Raw genomic sequence first — 22,115 nt, forward strand, 5'->3', positions numbered from 1 at the left:
GTCTCCTTGGGGCAGTTGCCTGGTGGGAGACCTGATGCTGACGGAATGACACCGGACCGCATCACCGCGTATCCGGACGATCCGAGGACGTCCTGGGACGTTTTCAGTGTGCCGCGAAGCTCTCCAGGGCCCGGAGAACACGGGCGGTGTCCGTCAGATCCGGTAGCACCACAGCTGCGCCGGCAGCCGCCAGTTCCTCGGGACTGTGGACGCCAGACGCGACTGCGATGATCCCGGAGCCTGTGACGAGGGCAGCCTCAACATCTCTCGGCGTGTCTCCTACGAGCACGACAGGGACGTCTTCCCGTACGCCCCGAAGCCGCTGGGCGCGCTCCCGGGCAACGGCTACGAGGCTGGGACGCTGGAGGGCATCGGCCCCGTAAGCGCCGACAGCCAGATCAAGCAAGGGGGCAAGGTCGAAGGCCGACACCTTCACGTGCGCATTAGCCGCGATATTGCCGGTCAGAACCGATGAGACCCAACTCTCCTGCACCGAGACGGCCTTGAGGGCATCACGTGCACCCGGCAGGGCCGTTCCGCGCCTGCTGAGATCGTGGGCACGTTGCGCTCCAGCGTGGGCAAGGGCAGCCTCGACTGCTGCCCAGTCCGGTTCGGGCAGCCCATTCCGCTGGAACATGTCGCGCATGATCAGACGATCCGTGCGGCCCTCCGTCCGCGCCGACTCCGTCGGGTCGGCCCCAGCCAGCGCCACGAACGCAGCAGCGTAGATCTCCTTGCTCACGCCTGAGTTGTCGATGAGCGTGTGGTCGATGTCCCACAGGACGATGAGCTCCATACCGACAGCGTAAATAACCCAGCCGAGGTGTCAGCTGTCCGGGAACGTCCCGCAGCGTCCTTGCCCGCCCCTGGCCGTCTCGGCTTGTATGGCGCTGTGAACGAGCGACTGCACTCCGTACTCGCACAACGAGGCGTATCCCCAGAGTCGCTCGCCGAAGCCTGCGAGGTAGACCCGAAGACCGTCGGTCGCTGGCTCGGCGGACGCGTCCCACACCCACGCCACCGATTCCGTGCCGCCCAACACTTAAGGGTGGAGGAGACGTTCCTCTGGCCCGCTCTGCTGCTGAACGCGGGCCAAACCACCGCCGGTTTGGACGTCGAGCTCGTCGGCACCCATCAAAACCGCGCCAGCGTTCCTCGGGACACGTGGCTCTCTCTGTTGAAAGGAGCCCAGGAGCAGATCAGCGTGCTTGTTTTCTCTGGCACGTTCTTCGCCCAGTCCAACCCGCACGTCGCCAAGATGCTCGCCGAGCGCGCGGCCGAGGGCATCCAAGTCCGCTTGTGCTTCGGCAAATCGAACGGTCAGGCCGCAGCCATCCGTGGCCGCGAGGAAGGCATCGGCGACACTCTCGCCGCCAAGATCCGCGCCTCCCTGACCTACTACCGCCCCCTGCTGTCCGAGCCGGGCTGCCAGATCCGACTGCATGACACCACGCTCTACACCTCCCTGTTCCGCTACGACGACCAGCTGCTGGTCAACCCGCATGTCTGGGGTCAGCCGGCCAGCGCCAATCCTCTGCTGCATCTCAAAAGAGTCGACGCCACGGGGTGGTTCGACAACTACGCTCAGAGCTTCGAAGCAGTCTGGGCCACCGCACGGTCCTGGACGCCGGACCAGGAGGGGACCTCTTCACGTGGGCAGGACTGAGTACTACAACGATCCCAAGGCGCCCAAGGCGAATACCCTCGTCCCGGCCAACAACCTGCTCGTAGTCGACGACAAGGGCGCCATCCTGCTCCAGCGCCGGCGCGACACGGGCCAGTGGGCCCTACCGGGTGGCGCTCAGGACATCGGCGAGACCGCCGCACAGTGCGCGGTACGCGAATGCCTGGAAGAGACCGGCATCATCGCCGAGATCACCGATTTCCTGGGCGTCTACACCAACCCGAACCACATCGTCGCCTACACCGACGGCGAGATCCGCCAGCAGTACGAGAACACGTACATCGGCCGCCCCGTCGGAGGCGAGCCCACCATCAACGACGAGGCAGACGGCGTTCGCTTCGTCCTGCCCGCCGACCTCGACCAGTACGACATCCACCGCAGCATGCGCCAGCAGATCGGCGACTACCTCGCGGGTACGTACCCCTACCTGGGCTGAGCCGCCAGCGCCGCTTCCACCCGCCCGACAGCAGCAAGAATCTCCGGCGATGCCCTCCGGATGAACTGCCCCACCACACTGCCCAATCCATAGCGATCCATGATCTCCGCCAGCCGGGCCCCTGCAGAAGTGCGTTCCCCATCGGGCGTCGTCGTCATGTCGCAGTACACCAATGCATCCACGAGCCGACGGTCGTCGAGCAACGGAAACTCAGCCTCCAGCACGCCCCGCAGCCCGCGCTCCTCAGCCTCCAGCAACGCCAACGAGTGGTTCGCCACCAACCGCACCAACCGCTCATCCGCAGCATGGACGTCACGGAGAAACCGGGCGCCATCCAGCGGATGGAAGCCGGTCACAGCCAGCCGCGGGGCGTAGCTCACATCGTGCAGCACAGCGGCAGACGCCAGCAGGTCCGCGTCACCGCCCAGGACCGTCGCCAATTCGGCCGCGCGCCGCGCGACCCCTTGCGAGTGCGCCCATCGGCGAGGAAGCGGTACACGCAACTCCGCAGCTGCCACCTGACGCGCCCAAATTGTCAGTGCTTCGTTCATGGCTTGGACCTTCCCGGATATAGGGCAGCGCATTCCGAAGCACACACAGCAGGCCCACATCTCACGCCATCACGACACGCTCGACGGTGCGGAGCAACAGGCGGGCAGCCTCGGTCAGGGGCTCCAGTGCCCGACACCCGCTCGCTCCCAGGTAGAACGAGCAGTGCGTCCGGGGCATCGACGACCGTCTCTACGACTGATGTACGACGGTCAGCGCTCTTCAGCGTTGAACATCGCGATCTTCTCCGGCAGCGGGGTCCAGTCCCAGCGACCAACTCGGTGACCAGGGGCCTGTCCGGCGCTGAACATGAGCAAGTCAACCGGATAGGTCAGGCACGAGACCGGCTTGGGCCGTGGCAGGACTGGGCGCAGAGAAGGGTGTCGCGGTCCATTCGAGCCCTGGACGAGTTCACCGGTGAGTTCCTCGCGCAATGGGCCTTGAAGAACGTGCTCTTCCGCCAACTCGATTCCTGCCTCTTCTGGCAGAGTAGCGGGATGCTGCCGCCACAAGAGGTCGCCGACATCACTCTGTCGGCGCCGGACGCCTTCGACGTACCAGTGTTCGTACGACGGAGCTCACCCCTGGAGCCAGCGCCGCGCCCCAAGGCCGCAGCCCTGTCCCAGGCAGGCCAAGTATGGCCAACTCCGGTGAAGATGCCGCCCAACGGCGACTATCTTGTGCCGACCACGTGGCGCGACGTCCTGGATGCCGCCACCACAGTGGGCCGTGACATCGCGCCGTGGATCGCTGCCGTGCCCCGGCTGGCCCGTCGCGAGATTAGTGCTCGGCAATCCCCACTTTCGGCATACCTAGTTCGCAATGTGGCGACGACACACCACCAGCACCCCGTGGGCCACGGGGTGGTACCGAGCGTCGTTTACACGCACCGAACTGAGAGCTCAACCCGCTCGGCCTTCGGCTATCACGTCGGAATGACGATGGCGGAGTGGGCCTGCAGGGGGCTCATGGGCCTCGGCCCTACCACCCACGCGGAAAGCGCGATACCTCCAGGCGCGCTGCCAGGTTGGAAGCAGCGCAAAGCCTGCCCGACCTTTTCGGCACCCACACCTCGACGTCCGACCTCTGGCTGGTGGAAGCGAAGGGAGGCCGCATCCTTGGCACGAGCAGCCGCCGGAAAGGGGCAAGGCAGTTGGACGTGGGCTGTCTCGTGCCCGAGGCCCACCAGAAGGTGCTCTGTGGCACGAGCCTGCAGCGGCGACTCTTCATGATGATCGACATCGAGAGCAGCCCCTCCGCCTCGGAGACCGCCAGCCCGCCGGAGCACGACGACGACGCGCTCGTGGAGCTCGCGCGGGCACGCATGCTGATGTACCTCGCTCTGGTATCTCTCGCCCCGGGCAGTTTGAAGCTCACCGCTGTGGGTGGGCGGAACCACGAACTCCCACAGCAACGAGCTGGTGGACTCGTTCACCTCCTGGAGAGCGACGATGCGACATCCGACCTGAGACGCCGACTCGACCGCGAAGCAACTGGCTCCGACATCAACCAGCGGGGTGGTGTCGACATGCTGACTGGGCGACTGCCGGGCACGGATCTGCTGATCGGCATGTCCCGACGCCTCTTCGGCGCCTGCCGAGCACTGACAGCTATGGACAGGACCATGGTCGCCGAGATCCAGGGGCCCTCGCCCGTGAGCCATCCTGAGCAATCGGCGCGACGGCTGCCTGACGTGCACACGGACTCCATCATCATGATGGCGCCCAGCGACGTGAGCGAGCGGCAGTACGACAGACACGTAGCAAGGCGAGACGAACGTGTGCGCGCGTTCCGAGAGCGCAGGCAAGACGACTTCCGCCAAGCCGCGAGACGTGGATTCGATGAGGGCGAGGCGAGCCCTTGGGAGGAATTTATCCAGATCACGCCACAGCTCACAGTGCCGGCCGAGGATGGATTCCTTGAGGCCGCAACAGCAGATACCTATCTCGCCGTGGAACAGGAGGCGCTGGACCTCGACGCTGAGATGTCCTGACGGGAAGAGTCGGCGCACTCGTCGTCTGAGGTTTATCTCTGGCGTGGAAGCCGTGCAGCAGGTCGGAGTGAGGTTGCTCTGAGACGCGCAACATCGCCGCCCGGTGATCTCAGGATCGAACCGAGCAGATGTCAGGGCCGTGAGCGCCCGGCTGGCGCCTGGAATCCGTGCTTATGCGCGGCTCGCTGCGCTCGCACTCGCTGCCCCTTCATTTGCATCTGTGCAAACTGCTCACTCACCTCGTACGCCGCCGCGACACGCGTGTTGTCCCAGCCGTCGAACGCCATGCGCTCCGCTGCGGCAAGCGGGATCAGCAGCTCGCCTCCCGAAGGCCGCCTGCTTTTCCTGCTGCTCGTTGAACTGCCTCTTGTGATCCTCGCCGAAGATCACGTCGTCGAAGGGGTGCTCAAGCAGGTGATGGCCAAGTTCATGAGCCGTGTTCGACCGGCGGCGGACCATGGCATGCGACTCGTTCTCGACTATGACCCGTGCTGTGCCCAGGGGCACCAGTGCGGCCGACCAAGCCGACGAGCTGCTCGACGTGAAGTGACTGAAGGCTTCGGTGCCGATCCCGAAGCCGAGCAGATCGCTGAGGGTGTAGACAGCGATGCCGTGTTCCTCGGCAAGTGCGTACGGGGCGAAGGGGTCAGTTGCACCCAAGCCGAGGCCAGCTCGCTCCTCCAGTGCGACCTCCCGCATGAGCGCCTGCGTCCAGAGCATCTCAGCTGCTCCGACCGCCACGTTCTGCGCGGAACCGCCGCGCGGCCGCGCCCGGCCACCGCCGCGACCACGCCGCACGCCACGCCGCCGACGATGCCCAGCCCCGCGACGACCCGCCGCGTCGTCGGGCTCATCTCGCCCGTCCGGAGATTCTCCTCGAACTTCCGCATCAGGCTGCGCACCACGATCACCACGCCCACGATGACCAGGACGGCCCCGAACAGGCCGACGAGGACCCGCCCGAGGGGCCAGTTCAGCACCCTCGCGGTGTACTCCTTCGACGTCTCGTCGCCGGCGCGGGCGTCCCGGCGGAGCCGCCGACCAGCGCGGTCTGCACCACGCCGATACAGATCACGGTGTAGAAGACGGCCAACCCCAGAGAGCCCAGGCGGCGGGTCCTTTTGTCACCGCCTGTCCGAATGCGGCCTCGGACAGCCGCCACAGCGCCATCGCCGCCAGCCCCACTACCAGCGCCCACAGCAGCACCCGGCCGAACGGCTGCTCGCCGATGGTCCTCACCGCACCGGACCGGTCGGCCTCCTTGCCACTGTCGCCGCCGAAACCCATCTGCACGGCCAGCAGCCCCACCAGTACGTAGATCACACCCCGCGCAGAGAGTCCGACCCTGGACAGGACCTCCATGGCGCGACTGTTGGACACACGCCGCCCCTGGGACTTGGCCTGGGCGGCACCCTTCTTGATGGCCATACCTCGCACCTCCGGGGCCCTGCCGTGAGGCCGGCAGGGCGGGCGCAGTGGTCAGTGCTTGAAGGCGTCCTTGATCTTCGCCCCGGCCTGCTTGGCGTTGCCCTTGACCTGGTCACCACGGCCTTCGGTCCGCAGGTGCCAGCTACCGGTCACGCGGCCGACGGTCTTCTTGGCACCGCCCTTGACCGCTTCGGCCTTGTGCGCGATTTTCTTGGCCATACTCATCGCTGGCCACCCTTCGTAAGTCGTGCGCCGGTATGTGGCGGCCTACCGGGGCTCCGATCGGCGCTTGAACGGGTTCAGCCCCCGTCGGTGCTCTTCGTCCGGGTTGGACTCTCGCCCACCCGTCGACTGTGGGCGGGCGATGCCACGCTGGTCTACGACGTCGGCGCGGTCGTTGCCGACGGCGGCTGTCCCTCGGCGCGAATTGTTGACTTCGGGGACGGGGCCGGTGTCGTGGCCACGACGAGAGGTACGACGGGCACCAGCCAGGAGAAGGCTCAGCCCGAGCAGGGCCACGGCCCCGACGACGATTCCGTAGAGGAAGAGGGTGCCGGTGGAGCCGGTGACCTCGTAGCCGAAAACGGAGAATCCGCCGGTCAGCTCGTGGGCCCCGCCGTCGTTGGTAACAACGCCGGCCACCCCGACGACCAGCGCAGTGATCAGGAGGAGGAGTCCGAGGATGACGAACATGGCGCGCTCCAAAGGTCTGCTCGCTGTCTCTCCACGGTAGGACCGTCCTGCCCGGGAAGCCACAGTCAGAGGGCGGATCTATCCTGGGAGCAGGGGCCTTGCATCCCTCCGTGAGATCGGCGGACATCATGATCGTCCTCGGAATCATCCTGCTGGTCGTGGGCTACGTGGCCAGCATCGCCATCCTCTGGACCATCGGGATCATCCTGGTCGTCATCGGCATCATCCTGTGGATCCTGGGATCCGTCGGACACAAGGTCGGCGGACGACGGCACTACTGGTAGCCGCCCCTGACCCCCGCGGGAATCACCCCGTTGCCGCACGATCCCCGACGCCGAGGACGCGTACGACCAGCCTGCCGCGCCTCCGGCACGCACACCCGCGAACCAAGGCATCACACCATGGCCCTCTTCTACCCCCTGCTGATCGCCGCGATCGCACTGATCATCCTCGGCGCGACCGTCGAAGGCATGCTGTACCTGGTCTCCGTCGGCGTACTGCTCCTCATCGCCGACGTCCTCTACCTCGCCGTGAGGTCGGTACTACGCCGCCGACGCCCGGCCCACTGACCCGCCCGCCACCACCGTCTCCGCCGCCGTCCCCGGCCCCGGTCGTTGTCCGGCACGCGGTGGATCACCGATACCTTCCCAATGGGGCATTTCGTACGATGTGTGAAATTCTGGAATGTGACACACCAAGGGACGGCACCCGCGGCGGTGACGCTCGCGCGCCCCGGTTCTGGCTGCCTGTGTGAGCTGTCAACGAGTGGAGGATGCGATGTGGACCATCGTCATCATCGTGGCCGCCGTGGTGGTCCTGGCCGCCGTCGCGCTGACCATGCGGACCATGACCCGGCGCCGGCACCTTCGGGACCAGTTCGGGCCCGAATACGACCGCACGGTCGACGCGGGTCAGAGCCGTGGAGCGGCCGAGCGCGACCTCAAGGAGAGGGAGGAGCGGCATGAGGCGCTGGAGATCAGGCCGCTGCCCTCCACCGTCCGGGACCGTTATGCCCGGGACTGGGCCAGCGTGCAGGAGCACTTCGTCGACAGTCCCGACCAGGCTGTGGGTGAGGCGGACCGGCTCGTGACCACGCTCATGAGCGAGCGCGGCTACCCGACGGAGAACTACGAGCAGCAGAAGCGGGACCTCTCGGTCGAACACTCCCTGACGCTGGACCACTACCGAATCGCCCATGAGATCAACGGGCGTGCCGGCGGCAGGGACACCACGACGGAAGAACTACGGAGCGCGATGGTCCACTACCGGGCGCTTTTCGAGGAACTGCTGAAAGACGACACTGCTTCGCCGGATGAAGAACGCCGCTGAGTGCCCAGCAGCCGCAAGCGGCCGTTCGCCACCGCATGGAGGTGAAGGGACATGCAGAGAGAAGGACCATACGGGCGCGACGACGAGTACGCCGAGCCCGCCGGAGAGACGCTGTCCACCGAGGACATCGCGCGGCCCCAGACAGAAGCATCTGAGCAGCCCCCGGACGACGACCTGACAGCAGATCCCGAAGACGAGGGGGCTGCACCCAGGACCAGGATCACGGACGACGCCGGAGGAGAGCCGGACGCTGTGCCCGGCGAACAGGATGAGTCGGCGCAGGAGCCCGATACCGCCCCGCTCCTCGGGGCCCAGGCGGCAGAAGGTCTCCGTACCCGGTGGCAGCAGATCCAGCAGGGATTCGTTGACGACCCGAAGCAGTCGGTGCTGGCGGCAGACGGGCTCGTCACCGAGGTGATGCAGCTTCTCGCCACCACATTCGCCGACCACAAGCAGGGACTCGAAAGCCAATGGCACCGCGGCGAGGAGGTCGCCACCGAGGACCTGCGCCTCGCCCTACGCCAATACCGGTCCTTCTTCGACCGCCTGCTCAGCACCTGACGCGCCCGGACCGCGACGAGTACCGTCCGCTGCGGGCGCTGGACGCAAGACACCGACCGGTGTCTCCCTCACGCAGAGAAGATCGTGCGGGCAGCCACCGGCCGGTAGATGTCGCAGGGCCGTCACATGGGGGCGACGTCCCCGAGGCCCCGCTCGCTCTCCTTCTTGCTCTGCTCCTCGATCCGGCGGGCCTTCTCCTTCAGCCGCTGTCGCTCCGCCGGGTCGGTGGCACGCTCCGCGGCCTGCTCAAGCTTCGCCGCCTGGTCACGCATCTGCTGGGCACGGCTGCCGGACTCGCCTGCAACGCTCATGATCACTCCTGCGGACTGAGGGGAGAGCGGATGCCACCAGCGAAACAGCACCCCCACTCCCGCGCATCCCGAACGGTCACCCACCGCTATCCCCGCAGCACAGGCCAGGTGCAGAAGGTCACCCGGCCTTCTCAGCGGATGTGGCGGCGTCCGGAACGCCGCCCGTGCATGCCCAGGTACACCAGGGCCACCACGAAGACCAGAATGCCGATGACCAGCAGGTAGAGCAGCCCTTCGACGGCGGCGCCGATGATGCCCAGCACCATCGCCACGATGACCAGGATCAGGAAGACCATCACGACGCGGATACCTCCTGGGGTGCGGGCGCTCAGCGGCGGGCGAGCTGCCGCTCGCCGCCCGCGCCTGGCCGGTAGGTGAGGCCATAGTGCTGGAAGACGGCTTCTTCATCCTCGGCGGGCAGAACGTCGTCCGTACCGATCGAAGGCGACTCCTTCACCAACTCCTTGGCGTAGTCGACCTTGACGTAGCCCGGCCCCACGATCGCGCCGTCCAGCGGGACGAAGACCAGCCTGCGACGGGTGGGCAGCCCCACCAGCACGGTGGCCATGGCCGGCTCGTCCGTGCTGGTGTCCACGTAGATGGCTTCCAGCGCACCGACCCTGTGCCCGCCCAAGTCGACCACGTCGTAACTACGCCACTCCCGGACATCCGCTGCCTGAATCATCCTCATGCCCCTTCGCACGATCACAGTCCGGCCCGTGTACTCCTCAGCCTGCCCCCGCCTGACCGAGGACACCAGCTCGGCACACCCGACAAAGCCTCGCCAGTCACACCGGTTCTGTGAGTCCGTAACCGCACCACACTGGTTGCAGTTCTGGTTGCGTTCACCCGCGTCCGAGGCCGTGCAAAGGTCGTCGCCCCAGCCACTCCCCCGCAGGTCAGGACGCCCACGTCCGTACCTGAACCCCCTGACGAACATTTGGAAAGCGTGTTGACCTGGCCGTCTTCAACGGGGACCTGGATGCGTGAGCGATGCGTGAGCGGACGTGCTGACACGACGCGCACAGTCCTGGACCGGACAGCAAGCGACACTTCTCTGACCAGGCATTTCTGGACCAGCGCGGAAGCTGACGGAAGTCCCGGCAGGATCCTGCCGGGACTTTTAATCCGTTGGTTGTGGGTTCGAGTCCCACACGGCCTACCGAATCCTTCGGGGTCGGAACCCTCGTTGACCTGTGTCGACGGGGGTTCCGTCGTTCCAGGGAGCCTTCGTTCAGCCGCGAGTGAGCGCCGCCGCTCCGAAGGAGACGTTGAAGCGGTCGCACCAGATGCTCACGCTGCTGTACCGGCTCAGGTCGAGACCGGCGGGCAGGGCGTAGTTCTGGTCGCCCTTGTTGCCCTTGAGCCTGCCGAGGTTCTCGTACTTCCCGTCGTCGAACACGCCCCAGCCCGCCGTGCCCTCCTTCACCGGCGCATCGGTGATCCAGACCCGCAGATCCGGGCCGTTGCTGGTGTCCAGCCCCGTCAGGCGCAGGGTGCGCGAGCCGTCGGGCAGTCGCAGGATCCGTACCGTGCCCGAGGTCCGGTGCTCGTGGCTGATGAATTCACCGGTGGCCAGCGTGACCGGCGCCTTCGGTGCCTCGGGTGCCGGGGTGCCGGACGAGTCCTCGGCCGACTCGTCCACGGCCGCGGCGGTGGGGATCCCTTCTCGTACGGTCTCGTCCTGCACCAGCTTCCAGGGCTCGAACCAGTACAGCCCCGCCCCGGCCACCAGTGCGGCCACCACCAGGGCGCCCAGGACCAAAGGTCTGCTCAGCCATTGCCGTACGCGTCCCATGTCGTTCTCCCGTGAGTGTCCGTAGCGTCGTTGATTCCCAGTCAACGGGAGCCGGGCGCTGTTTGACCTCGGCTGCCTGATGACGGATTCCTTACGGCGGGTCCCGCGGCCCGGTGGCCCCCGGGAAAGTGGTGGAGCGGTGCTCCACCGATGGCGTAGAGTCAGGTCTACCGACGCGGGGTGGAGCAGCTCGGTAGCTCGCTGGGCTCATAACCCAGAGGTCGTAGGTTCAAATCCTGCCCCCGCTACTGAAGTAGTGGATGAAGGCCCGGACTCATCGAGTCCGGGCCTTTGTCGTGCCTTCCGGTGCCCGCACTGCCCGTTTGTCCCCCAGTTGGCCGACCCCGGATAGCCGTCCGGCGCGGCTCCGGCCAGCCTGGGTGGGGCGCGGTACCGTCCGCAACCGGGTGCGGACTGGCAGGAGACCACAGGTGGGGAAGCAAGGTGGAGCGGGTGGCGGTGCTGCCCGTACGACCCGGCGGTTCGTCCGGGCGATGCCCGCGCTGCTGATCGTCGGCGGATTCTTCTTCGATGTCCTGACCCCGTCGAACTTCACCGCGTCGCCCCTCTTCGCCGCAGCCCCGCTGATCGCCGCGCCGCTCTTCTCCCTCAGCAACACGGTGGTGACCGGCGTCGCCTCGACACTCGCCGTCGCCGGGCTGCACCAGCGCACCGGAACCGCGACCGAGGTCGAGGCCATCACCGAGCTGGTCACCGTGGTCACCGTGGCCGCCCTCGCGGTGGTCATCAACCGCGTCGTACGGCGCGGCGACCGCAGGCTCGCCTCCGCGCGGGAGATCGCCGAGGCGGCCCAGCGCGCCGTACTGCCGACGCCCGCCGACCGGATCGCCGGACTGCACGTCGCGGCGCGCTACGAGGCGGCGCAGGCGGACGCGTTCATCGGCGGCGACCTCTTCGCCGTGCAGGACACTCCGTACGGCGTGCGCCTGGTGGTGGGGGACGTCAGGGGCAAGGGGCTGGACGCCGTGGAGGCCGTCGCCGTGGTCATCGGGGCCTTTCGGGAGGCCGCCGAGCAGGAGACCTCGCTGGAAGGCGTCGCGCAGCGGCTGGAGCGGGCGCTGGCGCGGGAAGGGACGCGGCGGGACGGCCTCGACGCCTTCGAGGGCTTCACCACCGCCGTGCTCGCCGAGATCTCGCGGGACGGTGGCGTCGTACGGCTGGTCAACCGCGGCCATCCCGAGCCGCTGCTGCTGTACGCCGACGGGGCGCTGGACGTCATCGAGCCGGCCGAGGCCGCGCTGCCGCTGGGGATGGCCGAGCTGGGGGTGTGGCCGGACCGGGCGCGGGAGTTCGCCTACCCGGCGGGGGCGACGCTCCTCCTCTACACCGACGGGCTGTCCGAGGCCCGCAACGCGGCGGGCGTCTTCTATGACCCGCAGACGCGGCTGCGGGGCAGGATCTTTCCGGGGCCCGAGGAACTGCTGGGCGCGATCATCGACGACGTACGGCTGCACACCGGCGGCCGGTCCACGGACGACATGGCGCTGCTGGCGGTCGGGCGGCCCTCCGAGGGGCAGCAGGACCGGCGCAGGACCGTGGAGATCGTCAGGCGGGCCGGGCAGCAGAGGCCCGAGGCGGCGGGCGGTGCGGCGAGTGGGTCCGGTGGTGCGGCGGGTGGGTCCGGGTCGCGTTCCGATCCCGGCGGGCGCTGAAACAGTCACGTTCGGACGTGTTGCCACGCTCTGTAGTCATAATGCACCACTGCGCATAACAGTTGATGAACCGTCAAGAAAACGATGTTTCCTGAGTGGCGATCAACTCGACCCACTGTGACCGATTGTGTCCCGCTAAGTCTGTGGCGAAGTCGTTAACGATCATCTGGAACGGCTTGGAACCGGACCGTGTCTCTATTAACGTTCGATAACGCAGCGCGGTTGTCCCAGTCGTCGCAAGAGGCGGCACCGTGCGCACGCGCCGAATTCCGCAAGGGAACCGGGGAACCATGTTCCTTGGGGTGAATCGGGCCGAACCTGGCCCGTAGGAGACCTTCCTGCTCCGAACCCGTCAGCTAACCCGGTAGGCGAGAAGGAAGGAAAGGAGCACGCCTCCGTGGCGTCCAACACCCCTGCCCCAGTAGCCCCCCTGCCCCCCTACGGGGTGCAGAACGACCCCGCTGACCTCATCCGCGGGGAGGGGAACTGGGAAGAGTGGAATCCCACTGAGGACTCCATTCGTCCCGTACGTGGCAAGCACCGCGTGGCCAAGCAGCGCGGCGGCATCGCCCGAAGCTCGACGGTTCTGGGTGTCGGTGTCATCGCCGCGGTCGGCGCGGGCGGCATCGCCACCGCGCAGGACAAGCCGGCCGTCTCGATCTCCCTTCCCGACGCGATAACCGACTCGCTCCCCGACGCCAAGTCCCTTCCCGGCATGGGCGCCCTGCTCGGCGACGACTCGGACGACGACTCCGGCGTCACCACGGGCGAAGCGATCGTCGCAGCCACCCCGCTCACCACGGCCGGTGTCAGCACCGCCGACGCGCAGCAGGGCACCACCGACGCCAGCGAGGTGCTCCGCGCCCGCATCCTCCAGCAGGCCGACCAGCAGCAGGCCGCCGCGGACGCCGAGGCCAAGCAGACCGCAGAGTCGGCCGCCGCCGAGCAGGCCGCGGCCGAGGCGAAGGGCCAGCAGGACGAGGCGAAGGCCGACGCCGCCGAGAAGAAGCGCAAGGCGGAGGAAGCGGCCGAGGCCAAGGCCGAGGCGAAGCGGCTCGCCAACCTGGCCGCCAGCTACTCCCTGCCCACCTCCTCGTACACGCTCACCTCCACCTACGGCCAGTCCGGCGCGATGTGGTCCTCCGGTCAGCACACCGGTCTCGACTTCGCCGCCCCGACGGGCACGCCGGTGAAGGCCGTGCACGGCGGGACCATCAAGTCGGCGGGCTGGTCGGGTTCGTACGGCTACCGCATCGTCCTCGAACTCGATGACGGTACGGAGATCTGGTACTGCCACCTCTCCTCGATGAGCGTCACCTCAGGCAATGTCGGCACGGGCGAGACCATCGGCAACGTCGGTGCCACCGGCAATGTGACGGGCCCGCACCTGCACCTCGAAGTGCACACACCCGGCGGCGACGGCGTCGACCCGGCGTCCTGGCTGCGCGGCAAGGGCCTCAGCGTCTGAGACCCCGGGCCGGCTCACGGCCGCGTCGGCCTGACCCGGCCACCCCTTGACCTGGCCTGATGGCGCCTACAGCTGCCGGTACGGGTTGTACGTCGGGTAGTCCTGGTGGGGGGCGTAGCCCGGCTTCGGCGCGGGACGCTGCGGCGGTATGGGGTGGTGGTACGGCGGTGTGGGCCGGTACGGCGGCGCGGCGGTATGTGGTGGCGCGGGGTGGAACGGTGCCCGGGGCGGCGGCGTCCACACCCGGCCCGTCGCCCGCGCCGCGTACTCCAGCGCGGGCCCGGCCACTCCCTTGCGCTGCCACAGATGGTGCAGCAGCTCCTGCTCGCGCGCCACGAAGTCCGGGCCCACAGTGCCGCGGCGGGCCCGGTGGCGCAGAAAGGCCAGGGAGGTCGCGAAGGCCTCGTACTCCGCGACCGTACGAGCCGCCGCCCGGCCGCCGTGCACCCGGGCCGCGGCATCGCGCGCCAGCGAGCGGGCGCGCATGGAGGACAGCGCGAGCGGTTCGTGGGCGCCCAGCCAGCCCGCGTCCGCGTAGGCGGGCAGCGCGGCGGAGACGGTGCGCAACTCGCGCTGGCGCGTCCAGACCGCCAGCCAGGTCAGCAGACCGAAGGCGGGGACCATGAAAACGGCGTACACCGCGTAGAAGCCGTACTCGCCGAAGGCCCCCGAACCGTTCCACAGGGCGTGCATGCCCATCGCGAAAGCCAGGCCGAGCAGGGGCAGCGCGATACGCCGGACCCGCCCCCGGTGCGGCGGCGCGAGCGCGGCGAGGCCGAAGCCTATGCCCGTGAGCACGGTGAACAACGGGTGCGCGAACGGCGACATGACGATGCGTACGAAGAAGGTCGCCGCCGTCACCGACGCGAAGCCGGAGGCGCCCATCTCCTGGTCCTCACCGAAGGCGTTGCCCAGGTAGAGGATGTTCTCGGTGAAGGCGAAGCCGGTCGCGGTGAAGCCCGCGACGACCACCCCGTCGACGATCCCGTTGAAGTCGCGGCTGCGGAAGAGGAAGATCAGCAGGACTGCTGCCGCCTTCGCGCTCTCCTCCACGACCGGGGCGATCACGGTGGCGCCGAGGGTGTCGGCGCCGGCCGGATCCGCGGTGGCGGTGGCTATCCAGCGGGTCGCGAAACTGTTCGCGATGATCGCGACGAGAGCTGCGGCGAACGCGCCCCAGGCGAAGGCGAAGAACAGGTTCCGCCAGGGGCCCGGCTCCACTCGGTCCAGCCAGCGGAACGCCGTGATCAGCAACGGCACCGGCAGCACGGCCAGACCGAGGCCGACCAGGAAGCCCTGGGTGCCCGTCTGGTCGCGGACGATCGCCAGGATCACCAGTGCGCAGAGGGCGAGCAGCGTGATCACCGCGCCCGCGCTCACCGCCTTCTTGTGCCAGAAGGAGCGGCGGGGCCGGTAGCGCCAGTGCGCACGCGCCGGTACGGCGGCGAACTGCGGCTGCTGCTCACAGTCCGGGACCGCCGGATCCTGCCGGAGGTGCGGAGGCGACACGTACACCCGACGACCCTAACGAGGGGCACTGACAACTGGCGATGCCGCCCTGCGCCCCGGCGGGGCCTACCGGCGGGGCCTACCGGCGGCGGAACAGCAGGTCGTGCACGGCGTGGCCCTTGTCGAGACCTTGGCCCTCGAACCGGGTAAGTGGCCGAAAGGCGGGCCGTGGCGCGTAATTGCCGTCCGGCCGGGTGTTCTCGAACTCGGGGTGCGCGGTGAGCACTTCGAGTATCTGCTCGGCGTACGGCTCCCAGTCGGTCGCACAGTGGAGCACCGCGCCGGGCATGAGGCGGGTGGCCGCCAGGTCCAGGAACTCCGGCTGGATGAGGCGCCGTTTGTGGTGGCGCTTCTTCGGCCAGGGGTCGGGGAAGTAGACGCGCAGCCCGGCGAGGGAGGCGGGCGGGAGCATCTCGCGGAGCAGGATGATCGCGTCGCCGTTCGCCACCCGGAGGTTGGTCAGTCCGGCGCGCTCGGCGAGTGCGAGCAGGTTGCCCTGGCCCGGGGTGTGCACGTCGACGGCGAGGATGCCGGTGGCGGGGTCGTCGGTGGCCATCTGCGCGGTGGCCTCGCCCATCCCGAACCCGATCTCCAGGACGACAGGCAGCCCGCCGCCCCCGAAGAGCTTGTCCAGGTCCAGGACGCGCAGCCCGTCGATGTCCAGCCCCCACTGGGCCCACAGCCGCTCCAGCGCATCGACCTGCCCGGCGGTGACCCGGCTGCGCCGCGGCTGGAAACTACGAATCCGCCGCTCGTGATGCGACCCGGCGGGATCGGGCGCGGGGCCACCGGGGAAGCGGGGCTCGCCCTTGGGGCGGTGGAGGGGGGCGGCGGGCGCGGCGGGGCGCGTATCGGGAGACTCAGACACAATGCGTTGATTCTACGGGGGGTGGGAGCGGGGGATGCGGGGTGCGGGTGGCGGTGCGGGGGCGCCTGCGGCGGGCTGGCCCCCTACCCCACCCCCAAAACCTCCAGCGCCCTCCGCGCCACCTGCCGCCCGATCGGCAGCGCTGCCGTCGCCGCCGGTGAAGGCGCGTTCAGGACATGGATCGTCCTCGGCGCCTGCCGGATCAGGAAATCGTCGACCAGCGTCCCGTCCCGCAGCACCGCCTGCGCCCGCACCCCCGCCGGGGCCACCCGGAGGTCCGCCTCGGTCGCGGCCGGCAGCAGCCTGCGCACCGCGTCGGTGAAGGCCCGCTTCGACAAGGAGCGGTGCAGCTCGCCCGCGCCGTATCGCCAGTGCCGCCGGGCTATCCGCCAGGATCCGGGCCAGCCGAGCGTGCCCGCCAGCTCCCGGGGCCGGATCGTCGACCAGGCGTACCCCTCGCGGGCCAGCGCGGGCACCGCGTTCGGCCCGACGTGGACGCCTCCTCCGATGCCCCGCGTCAGATGCACCCCGAGGAACGGGAACGCCGGATCCGGCACCGGATACACCAGGCCACGGACCAGCTCGGGCCGGGCCAGCTCGTAGTACTCCCCCCGGAACGGCACGATCCGCATCCCCGGATCGTCGCCCGCGAGCCGCGCCACCCGGTCGCAGTGCAGCCCCGCGCAGTTCACCAGGACCCGCGCCCGCAGCACCGCGCCGTCCGTCGTGCGCACCGCGACGCCCCAGGGGCGCCGGTCGACGGCGGTGACCTCCGCGCCGTAACGGATCTCCGCGCCCGAGGCGCCCACACTCTCCGCGAGCTGCGCCGCGACCGCCCCGAAGTCGCACACCCCGGTCGAGCCCACCCGGATCGCGGCCAGGCCCCGCACCTCGGGCTCGTACTCCGCGATCTGGGCGGGGCCGAGCTCGCGCACCGGGATCCCGTTCTCCCGGCCGCGCTGCGCCAGCGCGTGCAGCCTCGGCAGCTCCGCGCGACCGGTGGCGACGATCAGCTTGCCGGTGATCTCGTGCGCGATGCCGTGCTCCGCGCAGAACTTGACCATCTCCGCCGCGCCCCGCACCGCGTATCTCGCCTTGAGCGAGCCCGGCCGGTAATAGATGCCACTGTGGATGACCCCACTGTTGCGCCCGGTCTGGTGCAGAGCAGGGCCTCGCTCCTTCTCCAGCAGCACCACGCGCGTGCCCGGCGCGGCGCGCGTGATCGCGTACGCGGAAGAGAGCCCGACGATGCCGCCGCCGACGACCAGCACATCGCAGTCGTAGCGGCCGTATCTGTCGTGTCCCTCATACGTCATTGGTCTCACCTCCCACCCCGGCCGTGTACCCCGAGGAGCGCAGGGAGCGCGCCCCGGACTACCGATGATGCACCGGCCCACTGACAATGCCCTCGGACCAGGGCCGGGCCGCCCCGCCCCGCCCACTTCCTGCGGCGAAGCGCGACGGCCCGAGGACCACAGCCCAAGGCCCAAGGACCAAGACCCGACGTCCTACGCCGGCGCCACCAGCAGCGGCCGTGCCCGCTCGCGCAGCTCCACGACCCGCGGCTCGTCGCCGTACGGCTCCAGCCGGTGCAGCAGATCCCGTACGTACTCCGTGGTCCGCGCCGACGAGATCCGCCCCGCGACCTCCACCGCCCGGGTCCCCGCCGCGCAGGCCGCGTCCAGGTTTCCCGACTCCAGCTCGGCGACGGCCGACACCACAAGACGCAGCCCGTGCGAGCGCACGAACTCCTCCGTCGGCCGTGACAGTGCCTGCTCCGTGAAGCGGCGGACCTGGCGCGGCGCCTTCAGATCGCGGTAGCACTCGGCGGCATCGGCCGCGAACCGGTCGTACGAGTAGAAGCCGAGCCACGTCGGATCGGGATCGCCGTCCCGCGAGCGCTCCAGCCAGCCCTCCGCCGACTTCAGCGCGGCGCCGGCCGCCTGCGCGTCGCTCGCCTTCGCGTGTGCGCGCGCCTCCACCAGCCGGAAGAAACTCATGGTGCGGGCGGTGGCGAGCCCCCGGTTGCGCTCGACGGCCGCCTGCGCCAGGTCCACGCCCTCGTCGGCGAAGCCCCGGTACGTCGCCTGGAGCGACATCGACGCCAGGATGTACCCGCCCAGCGGCACATCCGCCGCCGCCCGCGCGAGCCGCAGCGCCTGGATGTAGTAGCGCTGGGCGGCCTCCTGTTGACCAGTGTCGAAGGCCATCCACCCGGCCAGCCTGGTCAGTTCGGACGTCGCCCCGAAGAGCGAGCGGCCCACCTCGTCGCTGTACGAACCGAGCAGCAGCGGCGCCGCGTCAACCCTTAAACACTCCGGCACCATCGAGGAACGCCAGTCCCCACCGCCGTACTTGGAGTCCCAGCGCCGCGCGTCCTCGGCTGCCTCTCGCAGCTTCACCACATCGCTGTGCCCGACCCGCAGCGGCGTCGCGTCCGACGCGCTCTCGGCGGCGGTGGAGTCCCGCGCGACCGACGAGTCGGCCGGGGTTATCAGCCAGCGGGACGCGGGTGTGGCGTACGCACTGACCGCGAAGGAGCCGGCCAGAGACTGCCAGATTCCGCCGCTGCCCGCCCGCCTGCCCGCCAGATCCAGCCGGTACAGCTCGGTCGCCGAACGCACCGCCGCCGACACGTCACGGGGGAAGGCGAGCCCGACCTCGGGCGCCGGATCCGCGTCCGCGAGACCGATTTCGTGCAGCGGTACGGGACGCCCGAGCTTGGCGCCGATCGCGGCGGCGATCAGATGGGGCGCGGCGCCCTGCGGCACCATGCCCTTGGAGACCCACCGGGCCACCGAAGTCTTGTCGTACCGAAGTGTCAGGCCACGCTGAGACCCGAGATCGTTGACCCGCCTCGCCAGGCCTGCGTTGCTGATTCCCGCGAGGGCGAGAACCGTGCCGAGCTTTTCGTTCGGCCCGCGTTGCTCCCTGGACATGCGCCACCCCTCGACACAGACGGCCGTCCGGCGGGACATTCCCGGCTTTCCCGCCCGCACAACCACGCGGCCAGCCCAGCCGGAATATGCGTCCTGCGCAGGACATCAGTTGCACCCAGCGTAGTTCTCCGCATCCCGACCGTTAAGGGGCGGCGTTCCGGATGGCGAGATTGTTGTTCGGGCGGAAGCTCCCACGGCGCGCCCCGTGCTCCGTGTGTGTGGCAGTGCGCCCAGCCTGCGCTCTCGTCCTGCCGGTACGGGAGCGCTTCCATGGAAGTCGCGTGGGTCGGCCCGCTGCACTGGATCCAGTGGGCTGGGGGACTCCGCCGCCTACATCCCCGCGGGCGGCGGACCGGTCCGGGAGGCGAACAGCGCCTCCCGGACTGTACGTTCACTCATGGCCCTCACACGCCCTGAGAATGGCTGAATCACGACTGTCGTCAATTGCCGTTCCAGGCCGGTTCCAGGCCGAATCCGGGGCCGTTTCGCGGCCCGCACGGTCCGTCCTGCTGTCGACCCGTCATCTGAACCCAACCCCGGTCGACACACGGACGTTTGTGGCGTTTCGCTCAAACGCCGCGCGCAGAGGCCCCCTTGACTTGCCCGCGCGCATCCCGTAGCCCCTCCAGTACGCCGTTGTCGTGGCAGCATGGTCCCAAAGCGACTTCGATGCGTGCGATTTGGTTTGTCCACAGCCTGTGGAGGCGGCGATGCGGTGGTTGGTGGGGTGGAGCAGTATCGCCGCGAGCTTCGGAACGGTCGGGGCGGTCGGATCGGTCGGCGCCGTCGGGACAGCAGGCGTGGTGGGGCCGGCCGGCGGCCCTGACGACGAGGCACGCACCGTGCACCCCGTCGGCTCCCAGCTCCTGTGGGGCGATCCCGACCCCCTGTGGGCGGTCGGCGACTGGCGCCCCGACGAGGTCCGCACCGTCACCGTCGACACTTTCACCCGCCTTGCCGTCCTTGGCTGTTGTGGAGCATCCGACGAAGAGCTGCGCGTCGGCCTCTTCGCGGCGCGCGGCGGCGCACTGCGGCACCTCACCGCGTGGTCCGGCAGTTATACGGTCGTCGTCCAGGTCGGCAGACGGATCACGGTCGTCGGTGACCTGGCAGGCGCCCGCCCCGTCTTCCATACGCCCTGGGCCAATGGCACCGCGTACGCCACCGCCGCGCTTCCGCTCGCCGACCTCATTGAGGCTCAGCTCGACATCGGCCACCTGGCGGCGCTGCTCGCCTGCCCGGACGTGCCCGAGGCCCTGCGCGACGGCACGCCGTACGCGGGGGTGCGGCGCATCCCGCCCGGCCACGCCCTCGTCCTGCGCGAGGGCTCCCGCGAGATCACCGGATACGAGCAGGTGGCGTCGCTGGCCGTGGCCGCGCCCCAACTCGACCCGGAGCGTGCGGTGGACCTCGTGCGCGACGCGCTGGTCGAAGCGGTACGGGCCAGGCTCACCGCACCCCGGCACGCCCCGGAGACCATGTCGCCCGACCCGGGCCCGGTGCCCGGCATGGGACCCGCGGAACGGCGGGCGGCCCGGGGCGCGCCCGTCCCCGGCATCGGCGCCGACCTCTCCGGCGGCAGCGCGTCGGCCACCCTCGCCCTCCTCGCCGCGGGCCTGCCCGGCATGCCCGGCACAGTCCTGGGGCACGGCACGGGCGCGGGGGAGCGCCTGCTCGCCGTCACGTTCAACGACCTGGTCTCCGACGCGCACGGCAGCGAGGCCGAACTGGAACGGGCCGGAGCCATCGCCGCCAACCCCCGGCTGCACCACGTCGTCGTCGCCGGGGGCGAAGAGGCCCTCCCGTACGCCGACCTGGACAGTGGGCCCCTCACCGACGAGCCCGGCCCGTCCCTGGTCACCGCCGAGCGGCACCGCCGCCGCCTCGCCGCGGGCAGCGCCGACCACTTCACCGGGCACGGCGCCCGTCAGGTCCTCGACGCACACCCGGCCCGGCTCGCCGACCTCCTCATGGACCGCCGCCGCCGCGACCTGCTGCGCCCGGTCGCGGCGCTCGCGAAGGTCGAAGGGCCCTCCGCGCACTCGCTGTTCCTCCCGCTGACCGTCTACCGCGCCGCCCGCCGCCTCGCCCGTACGCCGTACCGCACGGGCATCGAGGAGGCGGCCACCCGCCTGATGGAACGCCGCTTCGACGAGCCGGGCGCATGGGGCGCGGGCAACGGCGCGGGGGCTCTCGACGCGTCGCTCGCCGCGCTCGCCTGGAGCCGTCCCGGCCCGGCCGCGCGCTGGCTGACGGGCGAGGCGCTTGCTGAAGTATCGGTTCGCCTCCAGGGTTCCGCCGCGCGCCCCTCGTCCGTACAGCGCCCCGGAGAGGCACGCGCGCGTGGCGCCCTGACCCGCGCCGCCGCCGACCACCGGGTCTTCGAACAGGCCGCGGAGGTCCGCAGCCAGCGGCTGCACGCGCCCTTCCTCGACAATCAGGTCGTACGGGCCGCCCGCACCCTCCCCGAAGCCCTCCGCGTCCAGCCGGGCGCGCGCGCCGCGATCCTGCGCACCGTCCTGTCCGGCGTGGGCATCCAGGACCTGCCCGCGGGCTGGGGCGCCACCTCGCACGCCTCGTCGGCCGCGGCCGACCGGGCCGGACTGCGGGCGGCGCTGGGTGACTTGATTGCGCTGTTCGACGCGCCGCTGCTGGCCGACGCGGGAATCGTCGAAGCACGCGTCGTACGCAAGGCACTGCGGGCGGCGGCGGAGGGTGAGCAGGTCCCCCTCGACGGCCTGGCCGACCTGGTCTCCACGGAACTGTGGCTGCGCCGCCTGGTATCACGACGCGGCACGTGCTGGACGGGCACGGCGGCCCCCCGCCAACGGGCGGTGGCGGGCGGAGTCCCGCCGCGGCGGAGCCTGTAGGGCGCC

General features: G+C 69.6%; 24 protein-coding genes, 1 tRNA gene and 1 riboswitch. Of the genes, 11 read left to right on the plus strand and 14 right to left on the minus strand.

Going from position 1 to position 22,115, the window contains the following annotated elements; translation table 11 throughout:
- Positions 1-103: 103 nt before the first annotated feature.
- Positions 104-796 carry an HAD family hydrolase gene (locus ABCR94_RS05115; RefSeq protein ID WP_347117802.1) on the minus strand — a complete coding sequence of 231 codons (693 nt, stop codon included), beginning with the start codon at positions 794-796 and terminating at the stop codon, positions 104-106.
- A 96-nt stretch (positions 797-892) separates the two neighbouring features.
- Between ABCR94_RS05115 and ABCR94_RS05120 the strand changes: the two genes are divergently transcribed.
- Together ABCR94_RS05120 and ABCR94_RS05125 are read left to right on the plus strand one after the other, a co-directional pair.
- The gene (locus ABCR94_RS05120; RefSeq protein ID WP_347117803.1) at positions 893-1,666 is read left to right on the plus strand and encodes a helix-turn-helix domain-containing protein; all 774 of its coding nucleotides are present in this window, start codon (positions 893-895) and stop codon (positions 1,664-1,666) included.
- Positions 1,653-2,120, plus strand: a complete 468-nt coding sequence (locus ABCR94_RS05125; protein WP_347117804.1) for an NUDIX hydrolase — start codon at positions 1,653-1,655, stop codon at positions 2,118-2,120. Before ABCR94_RS05120 ends, ABCR94_RS05125 begins: the two co-directional genes overlap by 14 nt.
- Here the strand turns inward: ABCR94_RS05125 and ABCR94_RS05130 are convergent.
- Positions 2,108-2,671, minus strand: coding sequence for an HD domain-containing protein (locus ABCR94_RS05130; protein WP_347117805.1), 564 nt, complete (start codon positions 2,669-2,671; stop codon positions 2,108-2,110). The two genes, ABCR94_RS05125 and ABCR94_RS05130, sit on opposite strands and share 13 nt — an antisense overlap.
- 1,025 nt (positions 2,672-3,696) lie before the next feature.
- On the opposite strand from ABCR94_RS05130, the gene ABCR94_RS05135 reads away from it, so the two are divergent.
- Positions 3,697-4,662 carry a hypothetical protein gene (locus ABCR94_RS05135; RefSeq protein WP_347117807.1) on the plus strand — a complete coding sequence of 322 codons (966 nt, stop codon included), beginning with the start codon at positions 3,697-3,699 and terminating at the stop codon, positions 4,660-4,662.
- Positions 4,663-4,893: 231 nt separating this feature from the next.
- Here the strand turns inward: ABCR94_RS05135 and ABCR94_RS05140 are convergent, their stop codons facing one another.
- The 4 genes from ABCR94_RS05140 to ABCR94_RS05155 all read right to left on the minus strand — a co-directional run bounded on the left by ABCR94_RS05140 (position 4,894) and on the right by ABCR94_RS05155 (position 6,783).
- On the minus strand, positions 4,894-5,382 hold the full coding sequence (locus tag ABCR94_RS05140; RefSeq protein ID WP_347117809.1) for an ImmA/IrrE family metallo-endopeptidase: 489 nt from the start codon (positions 5,380-5,382) through the stop codon (positions 4,894-4,896).
- A 351-nt stretch (positions 5,383-5,733) separates the two neighbouring features.
- Positions 5,734-6,090, minus strand: coding sequence for a DUF1206 domain-containing protein (locus ABCR94_RS05145; protein WP_347117811.1), 357 nt, complete (start codon positions 6,088-6,090; stop codon positions 5,734-5,736).
- Between the two features lie 51 nt (positions 6,091-6,141).
- Positions 6,142-6,315 carry a CsbD family protein gene (locus ABCR94_RS05150; RefSeq protein WP_347117812.1) on the minus strand — a complete coding sequence of 58 codons (174 nt, stop codon included), beginning with the start codon at positions 6,313-6,315 and terminating at the stop codon, positions 6,142-6,144.
- A gap of 42 nt (positions 6,316-6,357) precedes the next feature.
- On the minus strand, positions 6,358-6,783 hold the full coding sequence (locus tag ABCR94_RS05155) for a hypothetical protein (protein ID WP_347117814.1): 426 nt from the start codon (positions 6,781-6,783) through the stop codon (positions 6,358-6,360).
- A 128-nt stretch (positions 6,784-6,911) separates the two neighbouring features.
- Between ABCR94_RS05155 and ABCR94_RS05160 the strand changes: the two genes are divergently transcribed.
- The 4 genes from ABCR94_RS05160 (at position 6,912) to ABCR94_RS05175 (ending at position 8,673) form a co-directional block, all read left to right on the plus strand.
- A complete protein-coding gene (locus ABCR94_RS05160) occupies positions 6,912-7,067 on the plus strand; it encodes a DUF6131 family protein (protein WP_347118459.1) in 156 nt (51 codons plus the stop codon).
- 117 nt (positions 7,068-7,184) lie between these two features.
- Positions 7,185-7,352 (plus strand): hypothetical protein, encoded by a 168-nt coding sequence (locus ABCR94_RS05165; protein WP_347117815.1) that lies wholly within the window; start codon positions 7,185-7,187, stop codon positions 7,350-7,352.
- 208 nt (positions 7,353-7,560) lie between these two features.
- Positions 7,561-8,112 (plus strand): hypothetical protein, encoded by a 552-nt coding sequence (locus ABCR94_RS05170; protein WP_347117816.1) that lies wholly within the window; start codon positions 7,561-7,563, stop codon positions 8,110-8,112.
- 51 nt (positions 8,113-8,163) lie between these two features.
- Positions 8,164-8,673 (plus strand): hypothetical protein, encoded by a 510-nt coding sequence (locus tag ABCR94_RS05175; RefSeq protein WP_347117818.1) that lies wholly within the window; start codon positions 8,164-8,166, stop codon positions 8,671-8,673.
- 122 nt (positions 8,674-8,795) lie between these two features.
- On the opposite strand, the gene ABCR94_RS05180 is transcribed toward ABCR94_RS05175, so the two are convergent.
- The 4 genes from ABCR94_RS05180 to ABCR94_RS05195 all read right to left on the minus strand — a co-directional run bounded on the left by ABCR94_RS05180 (position 8,796) and on the right by ABCR94_RS05195 (position 10,782).
- Positions 8,796-8,984, minus strand: coding sequence for a DUF6381 family protein (locus tag ABCR94_RS05180; protein ID WP_347117819.1), 189 nt, complete (start codon positions 8,982-8,984; stop codon positions 8,796-8,798).
- A gap of 131 nt (positions 8,985-9,115) precedes the next feature.
- Positions 9,116-9,283 (minus strand): hypothetical protein, encoded by a 168-nt coding sequence (locus ABCR94_RS05185; RefSeq protein WP_347117821.1) that lies wholly within the window; start codon positions 9,281-9,283, stop codon positions 9,116-9,118.
- Between the two features lie 29 nt (positions 9,284-9,312).
- On the minus strand, positions 9,313-9,669 hold the full coding sequence (locus ABCR94_RS05190) for a PRC-barrel domain-containing protein (protein ID WP_347117822.1): 357 nt from the start codon (positions 9,667-9,669) through the stop codon (positions 9,313-9,315).
- Between the two features lie 549 nt (positions 9,670-10,218).
- Complete coding sequence (locus tag ABCR94_RS05195) at positions 10,219-10,782, minus strand: DM13 domain-containing protein (protein WP_347117823.1); 564 nt, start codon at positions 10,780-10,782, stop codon at positions 10,219-10,221.
- Positions 10,783-10,956: 174 nt separating this feature from the next.
- Between ABCR94_RS05195 and ABCR94_RS05200 the strand changes: the two genes are divergently transcribed.
- From ABCR94_RS05200 to ABCR94_RS05210, 3 genes are all read left to right on the plus strand, one after another.
- Positions 10,957-11,030 (plus strand) — tRNA-Met (locus ABCR94_RS05200).
- 246 nt (positions 11,031-11,276) lie between these two features.
- Positions 11,277-12,455 carry a PP2C family protein-serine/threonine phosphatase gene (locus ABCR94_RS05205; protein WP_347118460.1) on the plus strand — a complete coding sequence of 393 codons (1,179 nt, stop codon included), beginning with the start codon at positions 11,277-11,279 and terminating at the stop codon, positions 12,453-12,455.
- A gap of 250 nt (positions 12,456-12,705) precedes the next feature.
- A riboswitch (cyclic di-AMP (ydaO/yuaA leader) is annotated at positions 12,706-12,841 on the plus strand.
- 11 nt (positions 12,842-12,852) lie between these two features.
- Entirely contained in the window at positions 12,853-13,923 is a 1,071-nt protein-coding gene (locus ABCR94_RS05210) for a M23 family metallopeptidase (RefSeq protein ID WP_521976201.1), read from the plus strand.
- A 66-nt stretch (positions 13,924-13,989) separates the two neighbouring features.
- On the opposite strand, the gene ABCR94_RS05215 is transcribed toward ABCR94_RS05210, so the two are convergent.
- The 4 genes from ABCR94_RS05215 to ABCR94_RS05230 form a co-directional block, all read right to left on the minus strand.
- On the minus strand, positions 13,990-15,432 hold the full coding sequence (locus ABCR94_RS05215) for a PrsW family intramembrane metalloprotease (RefSeq protein WP_521976459.1): 1,443 nt from the start codon (positions 15,430-15,432) through the stop codon (positions 13,990-13,992).
- A gap of 79 nt (positions 15,433-15,511) precedes the next feature.
- A complete protein-coding gene (trmB, locus tag ABCR94_RS05220; protein ID WP_347117825.1) occupies positions 15,512-16,300 on the minus strand; it encodes a tRNA (guanosine(46)-N7)-methyltransferase TrmB in 789 nt (262 codons plus the stop codon).
- Between the two features lie 83 nt (positions 16,301-16,383).
- Positions 16,384-17,616, minus strand: coding sequence for an L-2-hydroxyglutarate dehydrogenase (gene lhgD / locus ABCR94_RS05225; protein WP_347117827.1), 1,233 nt, complete (start codon positions 17,614-17,616; stop codon positions 16,384-16,386).
- Between the two features lie 192 nt (positions 17,617-17,808).
- Positions 17,809-19,239: an NsdA family TPR-like regulatory protein gene (locus ABCR94_RS05230; RefSeq protein ID WP_347117828.1), complete on the minus strand. Its 1,431-nt coding sequence runs from the start codon at positions 19,237-19,239 to the stop codon at positions 17,809-17,811.
- 710 nt (positions 19,240-19,949) lie between these two features.
- Between ABCR94_RS05230 and ABCR94_RS05235 the strand changes: the two genes are divergently transcribed.
- Complete coding sequence (locus ABCR94_RS05235) at positions 19,950-22,109, plus strand: asparagine synthase-related protein (RefSeq protein ID WP_347117829.1); 2,160 nt, start codon at positions 19,950-19,952, stop codon at positions 22,107-22,109.
- The last annotated feature ends 6 nt before the right edge of the window (positions 22,110-22,115 follow it).

The organism is Streptomyces changchenzhani (assembly GCF_039766235.1).
Lineage (GTDB): Bacteria > Actinomycetota > Actinomycetes > Streptomycetales > Streptomycetaceae > Streptomyces.